A 14,180-nucleotide genomic window follows, 5' to 3' on the forward strand; every position below is an offset into this window, starting at 1 on the left:
TCCCAGCGCCACGGCCTTCCTCGCGGCGCCATGGGGCGCGGAACCACAGTCGCGTTTCTTCCAGCCACAAACGGCCGGGGCTCGTGCGATTGCGCCGCCCCAGAGCACTGGAAAGAGCCACTCGAACGGCCCATCGGCGCAGATCATCACCCGATTGCCAACGCGCCGCCCGGCCACTCCGTGTACGCCGGTAGCCTCTTGCCCGTGCCTGCCAAGCTCGAGGGCAAGGTCGCGACCGCCCCGCCCCGCCCCGCCAGCATCCGACCCGTGTCCGTGGCTGCTCTCGCCGCGGCCGCCGACGTGCACCTGACCAGGCCAGCGCATGCCGACGTCCAGGTGACGGGGGTGACGCTGCGTGCACAGCACGCGGTGCCCGGAGACCTCTACGCCGCGCTGCCCGGTGCCCGCGTGCACGGTGCCGACTTCGCCGCCACGGCGATCGCGAACGGTGCCGTCGCGGTGCTCACCGACGAGGCCGGTGCCGCGCGCGACGCGCTCAAGGACGTGGCCGTGCTGATCCACCCGCGTCCGCGCGAGGTCGTGGGTCTGCTCGCCGCGCACGTCTACGGCCGGCCGTCGACCAAGATCAAGCTGTGGGGCGTCACCGGCACGTCCGGCAAGACCACCACCACGTACATGATCGAGTCCGTGCTCCGCGCGGCGAAGAAGCGGACCGGTCTCATCGGGACGGTCGGCACGCGCATCGGCGACGAGCAGCTCGACAGCTCGCACACCACGCCGGAGGCGCCCGACCTGCAGGCGTTGTTCGCGGTCATGGCCGAACGCGGCATCACCGACGTGGCGATGGAGGTGTCGAGCCACGCGCTCGAGCTGGGCCGCGTCGCCGCCACCGAGTTCGAGGTCGGCGCGTTCACCAACCTGAGCCAGGACCACCTCGACTTCCACTCCTCCATGGAGGAGTACTTCGACGTCAAGGCGCAGCTGTTCGACGGCCGGGCGCGCAAGGAGATCGTCTGCGTCGACGGCGAGTGGGGTCCCCGGCTGGTCAAGGACGGCACGATCACCGTCGCCACCACCAAGCCCGCCACCTGGACCGCGAGTGACGTCGAGGTGTCGCCGACCGGTGAGCAGACGTTCACCGCGCACGGTCCCGACGGCGACATCCGGATCCACCTCCAGCTCGCCGGCAGCTTCAACATCGCGAACGCCCTGCTGGCGATCGCCTGCCTGCACGCGGAAGGCATCCCGGCCGAGGCCATCCAGGAGGGTCTCGGCAACGTCCAGGTCCCCGGCCGCATGCAGCGCATCGACGAGGGCCAGGGCTTCACCGCCGTCGTCGACTACTCGCACAAGCCCGCCGCCGTCGCGCTCGCGCTGGACGCCGTCCGCGCGAAGACCGAGGGCCGGGTGATCATCGTGCTCGGCTGCGGTGGTGACCGGGACCGGGCCAAGCGCCCGCTGATGGGTGAGGCAGCCGCGCAACGAGCCGACGTGTTGATCATCACCGATGACAACCCGCGCAGCGAAGAAGCGTCTTCTATTCGGGCCGCCATGCTCGAAGGCGCCCTCGCGACCCCGGACAGGGGTGAGGTGCTGGAGATCGGCGACCGCAGGCTCGCCATCGAGAAGGCCGTGGAGCTGGCAGAACCGGGCGACGTCGTCGTCGTGGCCGGCAAGGGCCACGAGACGGGACAGGAGATCGCCGGCGTGATCCAGCCGTTCTCGGACGTCGAGACGCTGACCGCCGCGATCAGAAAGGCGCACCGTTGATCGCACTCACGCTCGCCGAGATCGCACAGATCGTCGGCGGACGGTTGCACGCAACCGACGGCAGCCCGGTGGTCACGGGCTCCATCGAGTTCGACACCCGCAAAATCACCGAGGGCGGCCTGTTCCTGGCGTTGCCGGGCGAACGGGTGGACGGCCACGACTTCGCCGCCCAGGCGGTCGCCTCCGGCGCCGTCGGTGTGCTGGCCGGCCGCGAGGTCGACGCCCCCGCGGTGATCGCGCCGCCGGTGGAGACCAAGCACGCAGGAGCCTACGTGCTCGCGGGCGACAAGACCGGCGAGGGCGCCGCGGTGCTGGCCGCGCTGGCCAAGCTCGCCCGCCACGTCACCGACCGGCTCAAGGACCTCGCGATCATCGGCATCACCGGTTCCGCGGGCAAGACGTCCACGAAGGACCTGATCGCCCAGGTGCTGAGCCCCACCGGCGAGACCATCGCGCCGCCCGGTTCGTTCAACAACGAGCTCGGCCACCCGTGGACCGCGCTGCGCTCGACCGAGGACACCCGCTTCCTGGTGCTGGAGCTGTCCGCCAGGGGCATCGGGCACATCACGAACCTCACCGAGATCGCCCCGCCGAAGATCGGCGCCGTGCTGAACGTCGGCACCGCGCACCTCGGCGAGTTCGGCTCCCGCGAGGGCATCGCGCAGGCCAAGGGCGAGCTGGTCGAGGCACTGCCCGAGGACGGCATCGCCGTGCTCAACGCCGACGACCCGCTGGTCGCCGGCATGGCGAGCCGCACCAAGGCCAAGGTCGTGCTCGTCGGTGAGAACTCGAAGGCCGACGTCCGCGCCGAGAACATCGAGCTGGACGAGCAGGCCCGCGCGAGCTTCACGCTCAAGACCCCGCAGGGCGACGCACAGGTCAAGCTGGCCCTGCACGGCCCGCACCAGGTCTCCAACGCGCTGGTCGCCGCCGCGATCGCACTCGAGCTGGGCGCGACGCCCGCCGAGGTCGCCGAGCGGCTCGGCAGCGCGCAGAGGGTTTCCGCGCACCGCATGGTGGTCACCGACCGGGCTGATGGCGTGACGGTCATCAACGACGCGTACAACGCGAACCCGGACTCGGTGCGGGCGGCGTTGAAGGCGCTCGCGACGATCTCGCGCGCCACGACGCCCGCCCGCCGCAGCTGGGCCGTGCTCGGCCCGATGGCCGAACTGGGCGATGACGCGGTGCGCGAGCACGACGAGATCGGCCGCCTCGCGGTCCGCCTGGACATCAGCAAGCTCGTCGTCATCGGTGACGCGGCCCGCGCGATGCACCAGGGCGCGCACCTGGAAGGATCTTGGGGAGAGGAATCCGTCCTGGTGCCGGACGCGGACGCGGCGATCGCGTTGCTGCGCGCGGAAATCCGGCCTGGTGACGTCGTGCTGGTCAAGGCATCCAACGCCTACCGCCTGTGGCGCATTGCCGAGGCCCTGCTGGAGGCAGGAACCAAGTGAAGAGCATCCTGATCGCGGCAGCGATCGCACTGGCAGTGTCGATCCTGCTGACGCCCTACCTGATCAAGGTCTTCTCCCGTCAGGGCTTCGGCCAGGAGATCCGCGAGGACGGCCCGCAGCACCACAAGACCAAGCGCGGCACGCCGACCATGGGTGGCCTCGCCATCCTGGTCGCGATGTGGGCCGGTTACCTCGGCACGCACCTCGTGAACTCGATGTCGGCCTCGGCGTCCGGGCAGACCCCGACGGCGTCCGGCCTGCTCGTGCTCATGCTGACGACGTCGCTGGGGCTCGTCGGCTTCCTCGACGACTTCATCAAGATCCGCAAGGCGCGCAACCTGGGCCTGAACAAGACGGCGAAGCTGGTCGGCCAGTTCATCGCGACCATCACGTTCGCGATCCTCGTGCTGCAGTTCCCGAACAAGGAAGGCCTGACGCCCGCGTCGGTCAACCTGTCGTTCGTCCGCGACATCCCGGTGGTCTCGTTCGGCGTCATCGGGTTCATCGTCTTCTGCTACGGCATGGTCGCCGCGTGGTCGAACGCCGTGAACCTGACCGACGGCCTCGACGGCCTGGCCGGTGGCTCGTCGGCGATGGTGTTCGGCACCTACGTGGTGATCTCGTTCTGGCAGTTCCGCTACAACTGCAACACCTACGCCGTCTCCGGCTGCTACGACGTGCGCGACCCGCTGGACCTGGCGGTGATCGCCGCGGCGGCGATGGCGGGCTGCATCGGCTTCCTGTGGTGGAACGCCGCACCGGCCAAGATCTTCATGGGTGACACCGGTTCGCTCGCTCTAGGCGGTCTGGTCGCCGGTCTCGCGATCGCGACCCGCACCGAGCTGCTGATGATCGTCATCGGTGGTCTGTTCGTGGTCGAGGCCCTGTCGGTGGCGCTGCAGGTCGCGGTCTTCCGCTCCTCCCGGCGCCGGCTCTTCCGCATGGCACCGTTCCACCACCACTTCGAACTCGCCGGGTGGGCGGAAACCACTGTCATCATCCGGTTCTGGCTGATGGCGGGCATCTGCTGCATGTTCGGTCTCGGCGTGTTCTACAGCGAGTGGCTGACGGGCGGGTTCTAGGTATGACAAAGCTGGCCGGAACGAAGGTGCTGGTCGCTGGTGCTGGAGTGACCGGCCGGTCCGCCGCCGAGGCGTTGCTCGCGGCGGGCGCCGAGGTCATCGTCACGGACATGTCGCAGGAACGGCTGACGGCCCTGGAGACCATGCTCGAAGGCGTCGAGCTGGTGCCCGGCCTGACCCAGCCGCCCGCCGGCACCTCGCTGGTGGTGACGAGCCCCGGCTGGCAGCCGTCCAGCCCGTTGCTGGCCGCTTCGGCGGCCGCGGGCATCGAGGTGATCGGCGAGGTCGAGCTGGCCTGGCGGATGGCCGCCGAACTGGCCGACCCGCCGGTGTGGCTCGCGGTGACGGGAACGAACGGCAAGACCACGACGGTCGGCATGCTGGAGTCGATCCTGCACGCCGCCGGCGCGGACGCCGTGGCGTGCGGCAACGTCGGCCTGCCCGTGGTGGACGCGCTGCTGGCCGGCCGCCGGGTGCTGGCCGTCGAGCTGTCGAGCTTCCAGCTGCACTGGGCACCGTCGGTGCGTCCGCAGGCGGGCGCCTTGCTCAACCTCGCGGAGGACCACCTCGACTGGCACGGCGGCATGGAGCCGTACGCGCAGGCCAAGGCCCAGGTCCTCACCGGTGACGTGGCGATCGGCTGGCTCGACGACGACCGCGTCGTCGACCTGCTGGAGGACTCGCCCGCCCGTGATCGCGTCGGCTTCACCCTGCACGAGCCCTCCGCGGGACAGCTCGGGGTGCGTGACGGCTGGCTGGTCGACCGGGCGTTCGCCGACGACGAGCCGTTGATCGAGGTGGCCAAGATCCGCCCGGCCGGTCCGCCCGGCATCGCCGACGCACTGGCCGCAACGGCGCTGGCGCGCGCGTACGGCGTGCCGTCCGAGGCGGTGCGCGAGGGCCTGGAAGCGTTCGAACCGGCCGCACACCGCGCGGTGCTCGTCGCGATCGACGGCGATGTCCGGTACATCAACGACTCCAAGGCGACGAACCCGCACGCGGCCGTGGCGTCGTTGCGGGCGTTCGACAGCGTCGTGTGGATCGCCGGTGGCCTGCTCAAGGGCGCGTCGGTCGAGGAGTTGGTCCGCACCGAGGCGCACCGGTTGCGCGGCGCGGTGCTGATCGGTCAGGACCGCCAGGTCATCGCGGACGCCTTGGCGCGACACGCGCCGGATGTCCCCGTTCGTGTGCTTGACACAGGGGACGATGAGCCCATGACCACCGCCGTGCGTGCCGCTCAGGACCTGGCGAGGCCGGGTGACACCGTGTTGCTCGCACCCGCGGCGGCGTCGATGGACATGTTCACCGACTACGCCCATCGCGGGCAGGCTTTCACGGCCGCGGTGCAGGAGCTCATCGGACGATGACTGCCGTCGCGGAAAAGGCGAGGCCGAAGCGCAAGGTGCGTCCTGCGGGGCGCATCGCGTCGTTGCGCGGCGGCCTGACCGCGTGGCTGGGCCGCCCACTCGCCGACTTCCACCTCCTGCTCGCGATCTTCGGCATGCTCACCGTGCTCGGCCTGGTGATGGTGCTGTCCGCGTCGGCGCCCGGCCAGGTCGCCTCCGGTGTGTCGGCGTACAGCGTGTTCCAGAAGCAGCTGATCTACGTCTGCATCGGCGCGGTGTTGTTCTGGCTGGTGCTGCGGTTCCCGTTGCGGCGGCTGCGGCATCTCTCGACGGCGGCGATGGGCATCGGTGTGCTGTTGCTGGCACTGGTGCTGACGCCGCTGGGCGATGTCCGCGGTGGCGCCCGGTCGTGGTTCACGGTCGGGCCGATCTCGTTCCAGCCGATCGAGGCGGTCAAGCTCGCGCTGGCGCTGTGGGGCGCGCACGTGCTGGTGACCAAGCGGGCGCTCCTGTCGCAGTACCGGCACCTGCTGGTGCCGGTCGTGCCGGTCGCGATGCTGGTGTTCGCACTGGTGATGCTGCAGCCCGACCTCGGCGGCACGATCACGCTCGGCGTGGTGCTGATCAGCATGCTGTGGTTCGTGGGCGCGCCGATGCGGCTGTTCGGCGTGATCGCCGGTGGCGCGGTGGCGGGTGCCGTCGTGCTCGCGATCGGTGCCGCGTACCGGTTGCAACGCGTGTCGACGTTCCTCAACCCCGACGCCGATCCGCAGGGCGCCGGTCTGCAGGCTCGCCAGGCTATGTTCGCGCTCGCCGAGGGCGGCCTCTTCGGCAAGGGGCTGGCACAGGGCAGCTCGCAGTGGCGGTACCTGCCCAACGTCGAGTCGGACTTCATCTTCGCCGTCATCGGCGAGGAGCTCGGGTTCGTCGGGTGCGCGCTGGTGCTGGCGTTGTTCGGCGGGCTCGCGTGGGTCGGCCTGCGGATCGCGTCGCGCAACACCGACCCGTGGATCCGGATCGTGTCCGCGACGCTGACGGTGTGGCTCGTCGCGCAGGCCGCGATCAACATCGGCTACGTCGTGCGGCTGCTGCCGGTCACCGGCATCACGCTGCCGATGATCTCCTCCGGCGGCACCTCGGTCGTCACGACCATGGTGGTCTTCGGCATCCTCGCGAACTGCGCCCGGCACGAACCGGAGGCCGTCGCGGCACTGCGTTCGCTCGGTCCCGGCCGGGTCGGCGGGCTGCTCAGGCTGCCCGCGCCCGAGGCGTACCGGCCGCCGCCCAAGCGCAAGCCCGTCCGCCCGTCGACGCCGCCGCGCGCACCGGGACGGCGCACACAGCAACTTCCGGTGGTGGACGAACGTCGTATGGCTGGGAGGTCCGCTCCGCCCTCGGAGTACCGTCGCCGCGAGTCGCGGCAGAGCAAGGGCCGGACCGAACAAGGCCGTTCGACCCGCGGTCGCGGGCGATACAACTGAAGCTTTTGCCAAAACAAATCCGGAGGAAGTCTTGACCGGGCACCCTGCCCCCAGTGGTCCGTGCATCGTGGTCGCGGGTGGTGGCACCGCGGGACACATCGAGCCGGCACTGGCGCTGGCCGATGCGGTCATGCGACTGCGACCGGACGCACGCGTTGTCGCTCTCGGCACCGAGCGCGGCCTGGAGAACAAGATCGTGCCGGCCCGTGGTTACCCGCTGGAGCTGATCCCGCCGGTGCCGATGCCGCGCAAGCCCACGCTGGACCTGCTGAAGCTGCCGCTGAACGTGCGCAGCGCGGTGAAGCAGACCCGCGAGGTGCTGGAGCGCGTCGGCGCGGACGTCGTCGTCGGCTTCGGCGGCTACGTGGCGCTGCCGGCGTACCTGGCCGCGCGCGGCCGCATCCCGATCGTGGTGCACGAGGCGAACGCCAAGGCGGGCCTTGCGAACAAGGTCGGCGCCAAGTTCGCCGCGCACGTCGCGGCGGCGGTGCCGGACTCCGGCCTCACCGACGCGGAGATCATCGGCATCCCGCTGCGCCAGTCGATCACGACGCTGAACCGCGCGGCACTGCGTGACGAGGCCCGCCGCTTCTTCGGGCTGGACCCGCACGCGCCGATCCTGCTGGTGTTCGGTGGCTCGCAGGGCGCGCGTTCGATCAACAACGCCGTGTCGGGCGCGGCCACCGCGTTCGCGCAGGCGGGCGTCGGTGTGCTGCACGCGCACGGACCGAAGAACACCCTTGCGGTGCAACAGGTTCCGGGCGCACCCGCGTACGTGCCGGTGCCGTACCTGGAGCGGATGGACCTCGCGTACGCCGCCGCGGACGCCGTGCTGTGCCGCTCGGGCGCGATGACCGTCGCCGAGGTGTCGGCCGTCGGCCTGCCCGCCGTGTTCGTGCCGCTGCCGCACGGCAACGGTGAGCAGGCCCTGAACGCCGGCCCGGTCGTGGCCGCCGGTGGTGGCCTGCTGGTGCCAGATGAGGAACTGACGCCGGAGAAGGTGGCGTCGTTGGTCGTGCCGCTGATGGCCGACCGCGGCCGGTTGGCGCAGATGTCGGAGGCGACGCTGGGAACCGGCCGTCGCGAGGCGGACGAGGTTCTCGCCCGCCGGGTGCTGGAGGTGATCAAGAAGTGAGCCTCGACCGCGTTCACCTCGTCGGCATCGGTGGTGCCGGCATGAGCGGTATCGCCCGCATTCTGCTGGCCCGCGGGGTGCAGGTGTCCGGTTCGGACGCCAAGGACTCGCGGACCGTGCTGGCCCTGCGCGCCCAGGGCGCGCGGATCGCCGTCGGTCACGACGCCGCGAACCTCGACCAGTTCGACGGCGGCCCGACCGAGGTCGTGGTGTCGACCGCGATCAAGGACTCGAACCCGGAGTACGCGGCGGCGCGCGAGCGCGGCATCACGGTGCTGCGCCGGGCCGAGGCCCTGGCCGCGTTGATGGAAGAGCACCGGGTCGTGTGTGTTGCCGGTACGCACGGCAAGACGTCGACCACGTCGATGCTGACCGTCGCGTTGCAGCACTGCCGGGTGGACCCGTCGTTCGCGATCGGCGGTGACCTGAACGAGTCCGGCGCGAACGCCCACCAGGGCACCGGCGGCGTGTTCGTGGCCGAGGCCGACGAGTCCGACGGCTCGTTCCTGTTCTTCTCGCCGTCCGTCGCCGTCGTGACGAACGTCGAGGCCGACCACCTCGACCACCACGGCACGGTCGAGGCGTACACGGCGGTGTTCGACTCGTTCCTGGAGCGGATCGTGCCCGGCGGCGTGCTGGTGTCCTGTGCGGACGATCCGGGCGCTGTCCGGCTCATCGCGGAGGCACGGTCCCGCGGCATCCGGGTGCGCGAGTACGGGCGGGCCGCCGCGGACGCGCGTCTCGTCGACTACAAGCCTTCCGACAACGGTGGCCTGGCGTCGGTGGAGATCGACGGCGCCGTGGTCGAGGTCCGGGTCGCGGTGCCGGGTGAGCACATGGCGCTGAACGCGATCGCGGCGCTGCTGGCCGGTCTGGAGCTCGGCGCGGATCAGGCCGGGCTGCTGGAAGGCCTCGCGGCGTTCGGTGGCGTGCGGCGGCGGTTCGAGTTCAAGGGCCGCGGCGGTGGCGTGTCCGTCTACGACGACTACGCCCACCACCCGACCGAGGTCGACGCACAGCTGCGTGCGGCGCGTCCGGTCGCGGGTGCCGGCCGGGTCATCGTGGTGTTCCAGCCACATCTGTACTCACGTACGCGCACGTTCGCGACCGAGTTCGCCGCCGCGTTGTCGCTGGCGGACGAGGTAGTGGTGCTGGACGTCTACGGCGCTCGCGAGGAGCCGGAGCCGGGTGTCACCGGCGGGCTGATCGCCGAGCAGGTCACGGCTTCCGTGCACTACGAGCCGTCGTTCGACCGCGTGCCGACGCTGGTCGCGTCGCTGGTGCGGGAGGGCGACCTGGTGGTGACCATGGGCGCGGGCGACGTGACGATGCTCGGCCCCGAGATCGTCAGCGCCCTGTCGGGCAAAGAGCAGGCATGAGCGCCCCGGTTCGCGGCAGGTCCACGCGAGTTCGCCCCGCGAACCGGCGTCCGAAGAGTCCTGAGTACCGGGCCCGGCGCAGGGTCATCCTGCGCCGGCGCCTGGTGGCGTTGCTGACGTTGTTGTCGGTCATCGCCTTGACGTACAGCGTGTTCTTCACACCGTTGCTCGGTGTGCGCCACGTTGATGTGCACGGCTCCGTCGTGCTGACGGAGGACGAGGTCCGCAGCGCCGCCGCGATCGAGCTCGGTTCTCCGTTGGTGCGCCTGGATCTTCGCGGCATCCGCGAACGCGTCGCCGCCGTGCCGCGCATCGCGACCATCGAGGTCGAACGGCAGTTGCCCGGCACGGTCCGGCTTTTGATCGCCGAACGCGTCCCGGTCGGCTCGGTGAAGCTGCCGGACGGCTTCCACCTGGTCGACGCCACCGGCAAGGACTACGCGGTCCTGCCGGCGGCGGCGCCGGGTGTGCCCGAACTCGTGCTCGCCACCCCGTCGTCCGCGGACCCGGCCACTCGCGCCGTGGTCGGGGTCGTGAACGAACTGCCGGAGAAGCTGCGGCCCGACGTGCTGCAGGTGTCGGCGACGTCCGGTGCCGACGTGAAGCTGACGCTGACCGGCAACCGCGTGGTGAAGTGGGGCAGCTCCGAGGACACGCCGCGCAAGGGCGCCGTGCTGATGGTGCTGCTGACCCGGCCCGGCCTGTACTTCGACGTGTCGTCGCCGGACCTCGCCACGGTCTCCTAGCCGAGCGTGAGGTGGAAGCCTTCGGCCATCGCCTCTTGCTCGGTCTTCCAGATCACCCCGCGGTTCGAGTTGCCAGTGCTCGCGCCGTACAGCCGCTCGCCGGTCGGGACGTTCCTCACGGTGAAGGTGAAGAAGCACTGGCTCTCACCCCTGTTGAGGGTGGAGACGCCGAGTACTTTGTCGTCCTGATTGACGATCTCGACCTGTGCGCCGTCGCGCATGTCGCTGTAGCCACCTGATCCGCAGACACCGTTCACGGTCATGCTGCCGTCAACCGCGAAGGTGTCCGGTGAGCCCCAGTCCACTGAGGCTCGGCCGAAGCCGAACCCGATGCCACCGACCGCGAGCAGTACCACGGTCGAGATCCCGATCAGCAGTCTCGAAGTCCGGGCTGGCGGCGGTGCGACCTGTGGTAGCTCTTGCTGCGGCGGGACCGGCGGGGGAGGTGGAGGAGGTTCCACAGTGGTCCTTTGCTCGATTGCGGCTTGACGCGCCAACGACCCTGGTGCCGGCGCGCCTGGCTCACGGCCGCGGTGCCGGTGGCCGTGACGGCGTCGGGTACCGGCGGGGACGCCGGTACGGGGATCGAGGAGTTGGCTGGGAGCACACGAAGATCTCCAGAGGTTCGCAGGTCACCCGGCTGGCTTGAGCGCTGTCGCGACCCGCACGAACAGGTTGCCCAACCTGCTTGTGACGAGCTCCAACACGATCGCCTCGATGACGAGCGAACGCACGGACGCGGGTGCGGGTGCCAAGACGGGCCTCCTCGAAGTGAACGACTACCGTGCTCATCGGATTGCTCCGCGCGGCATTAGCCGTATTGATCGTTGTCACCCGAAGGAAGTACGCATGGCAGGGCACGTGGTGGTGGTCGGCGCCGGCCTCGCCGGTCTGTCGGCCGCGTTGCACCTGCAGGGCACGGGACATCAGGTCACCGTGCTGGACAAGGCTCATCTCCCCGGCGGTCGTGCCGGGACGGTCCAGGTCGGCGGGTTCACCGCGGACAGCGGGCCGACCGTGCTGACGATGCCGGAGTACCTGGAAGAAGCGTTTTCATCGGTGGGGGAACGGCTTTCGGACTGGCTGACGCTGGACCGGGTCGATCCGGCCTACCAGGCGCGGTTCGCCGACGGGACGCGGATCGCCGTGCACACCGATGCCTCCGCGATGGAGGAGGAGGTGCGCAACGTCTGCGGCGCAAGGGAAGCGGCCGGGTACCGGGAACTGCGGCGCTGGCTGGGCGAGCTGTACGCGGTGCAGCGGGAGCACTTCATCGGGGCGAACTTCGACTCACCGTTCGACCTCGTGCGGCCGGAACTCGTCCGGCTCGCGCGGCTCGGCGGGTTCGGGCGGCTGGAGCCTCAGCTGCGAAGGTTCCTGCGCGACGAGCGGCTGATCCGGTTGTTCTCGTTCCAGGCTTTGTACGCGGGTGTGCCGCCGCAGCAGGCTCTCGCGGCGTACGCGGTCATCGCGTACATGGACACCATCGCGGGCGTGTACTACCCGCGCGGTGGGATGCGTGCGGTACCGGCCGCGCTCGCCGCCGCCGGGCAGAAGCACGGCGCGGATTTCCGTTGCGGGGAAACGGTCACGCGGCTGGAGTGGCGTGGGGATCGGGTCGTGGCCGTGCACACCGCGCAGGAGCGCATCCCGTGCGACGCGGTGGTGCTGGCCTGTGAGCTACCGGACGCGTACCGCCTGCTCGGGCTTCAGCCGCGTCGCGTGCTGCCGCACCGGTGGTCGCCGTCCGCGGTGGTGCTGCACGCCGCGACGAACCGCACGTGGGACCTCGGGCACCACAACATCCTGTTCGGGGCGGCGTGGCGGAGCACGTTCGCCGAGATCGTCCACAGGGGACAGTTGATGTCGGACCCGTCGCTGCTGGTCACGCACGCGCAGGACGGGCTGCACTACGTGCTGGCACCCTGCCCGAACCTGCGGACCGGGCCGATCGACTGGCGTCGCGTCGGCCCCCGGTACCGCGACGAACTGGTGCGGACGCTGGAATCGCGGGGCCTCTCCGGGTTCGGTGCCTCCGTGGTCGACGAGCGGCTCGTGACGCCGCTGGACTGGGGCAACGCGGCGGGCACGCCGTTCGGGCTCGCGCACACCTTCGCGCAGACCGGTCCGTTCCGGCCGCGAAACGTCGTGCGGGGCGCCGCCAACGTGGCGCTGGCGGGCGCGGGGACCACGCCGGGCGTCGGGGTGCCGCCGGTGCTGATCTCCGGACGGCTCGCGGCCCAGCGGATAAATGCGATGCGGTAGGCAAAACGCTCATGCAGGCTGCGCCGCATGACACGCACCGCACCACCACTTGCCGCCGATGAGCGTGCGACGTACACGGCCCTGCTGGACTACCTGCGCGCGACGATCGAGCTGAAGGTCGAAGGCCTGCCGGACGACGACGCGGCGCGCCCGGTGTTGCCGTCGAAGCTCACCACCGCGGCCGGTGTGGTGAAGCACGTGCGGTGGACCGAGCACCACTGGTTCGAGGTGATGCTGGCCGGACGTCCTTCGCGTGCTCCGTACACGATGGAAGACCCGGACGCGGACTGGCGCGTCGAGGAGGGCGAGACGCTTGCCGGGTTCCTGGCGGACTATCAGGCGCAGTGCGCGGTGAGCCGTCAGGTCCTCGCCGGGCTGGATCTCGATGCCGAGGTGGCGTTCCGGGGTGACCGGACGGTCTCGGCCCGATGGGTGCTCGCGCACGTCATCGAGGAGACCGCCCGGCACGCCGGTCATCTGGACGTGGTCAGGGAACTGCTGGACGGATCAACCGGAGACTAGGCGGCCGTGACCTCCCAGCTCTGCCAGGTGTTGTACTCCGTCTCGCGGGCGGAGATGTAGATCTCGCCGGAGCTCATGGGCGTGAGGTAGCGCTGGCCGGCGGACATGCGGATGCGGGTGGCGCCGGTCTTGTTCGGTTCGAACGTCCAGCCCTGTTCCGCCGCGGCCGGGTTGCAGTCCGGCGACAGCTGCACGGTACCGAGCTTCGTCGCGACGCAAGTGCCGGTCAGGACGCTGCGCAGCGCGGTGCTGCCGTTGCCCAGTTCTACGCGCTGGAACTTCTGGGCCGGCACGTCGGAGCACGGCGTGACCTCGATCTGGCGCTCGGCCCGGACACCGATGCAGCCCATGCCCTCCACGCTCGCGATGCGCACGACCCGTCCCGCGGTGTCCGCCGGCACCGGCGCCGTACCCGTCTGCCGCACCCGCCAGCGCTGTTCGTCGGTGTCGGCGAAGTCCTTCACCTGCACGCCGCGCGTGGTGTCGGCGAAGCCTGAGCCGAACAAGAGCCGCACGGTGCCGGCCCTGTCCGCCATCAGCTGCACGAACTGCGTCGCCGCCTCGTCGTCACACCACCAGGCCCCCAGGGCCACCGACTCGTCGGGGCACTGGCGGTTCTCGAGGTTGCGCAGCAGGTACTTCTTGCCGCCGACCGGGACCTTCTCCCAGCGCTGGATCGGCTCCTCGACGCAGGAGGCGAGCACAGGCGAGGCATATCGGCCCGGACGATCGAGCTGCAGACACTGACCGCTCGCGACGCTCGTGATTTCGATGATTTCGTTGCCTTCCGGCGCCGCACTCGCGGGTGCGACCGTCACTGCCCCCAGTGCGATCGCCACGAGGGCGACGCACAGCTTTTTCATCCCCATGAGTCCAAGCTAGCGGGCACCCCTGACAAGAAACCGCGGATAGCACCGGCCGAGACGATCTCTGATTCGAGGTCCGACTACGCTTGGGGTGCGCCGTGCTCTGCGCCGTGCGTACTGCTTGACGGCACGACCGGGGAGTAGTAGCGCACAGTGTTGGGACCCTACGG

General features: G+C 70.3%; 13 protein-coding genes. 10 read left to right on the forward strand and 3 right to left on the reverse strand.

What is annotated here, in order from left to right:
• The first annotated feature begins 204 nt into the window (after positions 1–204).
• The 8 genes from ACIA8G_RS39065 to ACIA8G_RS39100 are packed head-to-tail and all read left to right on the forward strand — an operon-like array spanning position 205 to position 10,357.
• Positions 205–1,731: a UDP-N-acetylmuramoyl-L-alanyl-D-glutamate--2,6-diaminopimelate ligase gene (locus tag ACIA8G_RS39065; RefSeq protein WP_396423817.1), complete on the forward strand. Its 1,527-nt coding sequence runs from the start codon at positions 205–207 to the stop codon at positions 1,729–1,731.
• On the forward strand, positions 1,728–3,188 hold the full coding sequence (gene murF, locus ACIA8G_RS39070; RefSeq protein WP_396423818.1) for a UDP-N-acetylmuramoyl-tripeptide--D-alanyl-D-alanine ligase: 1,461 nt from the start codon (positions 1,728–1,730) through the stop codon (positions 3,186–3,188). The genes ACIA8G_RS39065 and murF overlap by 4 nt, the downstream gene beginning before the upstream one ends.
• Complete coding sequence (gene mraY, locus ACIA8G_RS39075; protein ID WP_396423819.1) at positions 3,185–4,270, forward strand: phospho-N-acetylmuramoyl-pentapeptide-transferase; 1,086 nt, start codon at positions 3,185–3,187, stop codon at positions 4,268–4,270. Before murF ends, mraY begins: the two co-directional genes overlap by 4 nt.
• 2 nt (positions 4,271–4,272) lie before the next feature.
• Positions 4,273–5,637 carry a UDP-N-acetylmuramoyl-L-alanine--D-glutamate ligase gene (murD, locus tag ACIA8G_RS39080; RefSeq protein WP_396423820.1) on the forward strand — a complete coding sequence of 455 codons (1,365 nt, stop codon included), beginning with the start codon at positions 4,273–4,275 and terminating at the stop codon, positions 5,635–5,637.
• Complete coding sequence (gene ftsW, locus ACIA8G_RS39085) at positions 5,634–7,097, forward strand: putative lipid II flippase FtsW (RefSeq protein WP_396423821.1); 1,464 nt, start codon at positions 5,634–5,636, stop codon at positions 7,095–7,097. The genes murD and ftsW overlap by 4 nt, the downstream gene beginning before the upstream one ends.
• A gap of 31 nt (positions 7,098–7,128) precedes the next feature.
• A complete protein-coding gene (murG, locus tag ACIA8G_RS39090) occupies positions 7,129–8,232 on the forward strand; it encodes an undecaprenyldiphospho-muramoylpentapeptide beta-N-acetylglucosaminyltransferase (RefSeq protein ID WP_396423822.1) in 1,104 nt (367 codons plus the stop codon).
• Entirely contained in the window at positions 8,229–9,611 is a 1,383-nt protein-coding gene (gene murC, locus ACIA8G_RS39095) for a UDP-N-acetylmuramate--L-alanine ligase (protein WP_396423823.1), read from the forward strand. The genes murG and murC overlap by 4 nt, the downstream gene beginning before the upstream one ends.
• Positions 9,608–10,357 (forward strand): cell division protein FtsQ/DivIB, encoded by a 750-nt coding sequence (locus tag ACIA8G_RS39100; protein WP_396423824.1) that lies wholly within the window; start codon positions 9,608–9,610, stop codon positions 10,355–10,357. Before murC ends, ACIA8G_RS39100 begins: the two co-directional genes overlap by 4 nt.
• On the opposite strand, the gene ACIA8G_RS39105 is transcribed toward ACIA8G_RS39100, so the two are convergent.
• Both ACIA8G_RS39105 and ACIA8G_RS39110 read right to left on the reverse strand, forming a co-directional pair.
• Positions 10,354–10,713 carry a hypothetical protein gene (locus ACIA8G_RS39105; RefSeq protein ID WP_396423825.1) on the reverse strand — a complete coding sequence of 120 codons (360 nt, stop codon included), beginning with the start codon at positions 10,711–10,713 and terminating at the stop codon, positions 10,354–10,356. The genes ACIA8G_RS39100 and ACIA8G_RS39105 overlap by 4 nt on opposite strands.
• A 276-nt stretch (positions 10,714–10,989) precedes the next feature.
• The gene (locus ACIA8G_RS39110; protein ID WP_396423826.1) at positions 10,990–11,112 is read right to left on the reverse strand and encodes a hypothetical protein; all 123 of its coding nucleotides are present in this window, start codon (positions 11,110–11,112) and stop codon (positions 10,990–10,992) included.
• A gap of 94 nt (positions 11,113–11,206) precedes the next feature.
• Here ACIA8G_RS39110 and crtI point away from each other — a divergent pair, with 94 nt between their 5' ends.
• On the forward strand, positions 11,207–12,622 hold the full coding sequence (crtI, locus tag ACIA8G_RS39115) for a phytoene desaturase family protein (protein WP_396423827.1): 1,416 nt from the start codon (positions 11,207–11,209) through the stop codon (positions 12,620–12,622).
• A gap of 27 nt (positions 12,623–12,649) precedes the next feature.
• A complete protein-coding gene (locus tag ACIA8G_RS39120; RefSeq protein WP_396423828.1) occupies positions 12,650–13,144 on the forward strand; it encodes a DinB family protein in 495 nt (164 codons plus the stop codon).
• Here ACIA8G_RS39120 and ACIA8G_RS39125 read toward each other — a convergent pair.
• Positions 13,141–14,013, reverse strand: a complete 873-nt coding sequence (locus ACIA8G_RS39125) for an RICIN domain-containing protein (protein ID WP_396423829.1) — start codon at positions 14,011–14,013, stop codon at positions 13,141–13,143. The two genes, ACIA8G_RS39120 and ACIA8G_RS39125, sit on opposite strands and share 4 nt — an antisense overlap.
• Positions 14,014–14,180: the final 167 nt, after the last annotated feature.

It is taken from the genome of Lentzea sp. NPDC051213 (assembly GCF_044455585.1).
In the GTDB taxonomy this organism is placed as follows: domain Bacteria; phylum Actinomycetota; class Actinomycetes; order Mycobacteriales; family Pseudonocardiaceae; genus Lentzea.

Excerpts from the sequence above, each read along its gene's own strand:
- ACIA8G_RS39120 (WP_396423828.1), top strand. The coding sequence starts at position 12,650 with ATGACACGCACCGCACCACCACTTGCCGCCGATGAGCGTGCGACGTAC.
- murD (WP_396423820.1), top strand. The coding sequence starts at position 4,273 with ATGACAAAGCTGGCCGGAACGAAGGTGCTGGTCGCTGGTGCTGGAGTG.
- ACIA8G_RS39100 (WP_396423824.1), top strand. The coding sequence starts at position 9,608 with ATGAGCGCCCCGGTTCGCGGCAGGTCCACGCGAGTTCGCCCCGCGAAC.
- ACIA8G_RS39125 (WP_396423829.1), bottom strand. The coding sequence starts at position 14,013 with ATGGGGATGAAAAAGCTGTGCGTCGCCCTCGTGGCGATCGCACTGGGG.
- ftsW (WP_396423821.1), top strand. The coding sequence starts at position 5,634 with ATGACTGCCGTCGCGGAAAAGGCGAGGCCGAAGCGCAAGGTGCGTCCT.
- crtI (WP_396423827.1), top strand. The coding sequence starts at position 11,207 with ATGGCAGGGCACGTGGTGGTGGTCGGCGCCGGCCTCGCCGGTCTGTCG.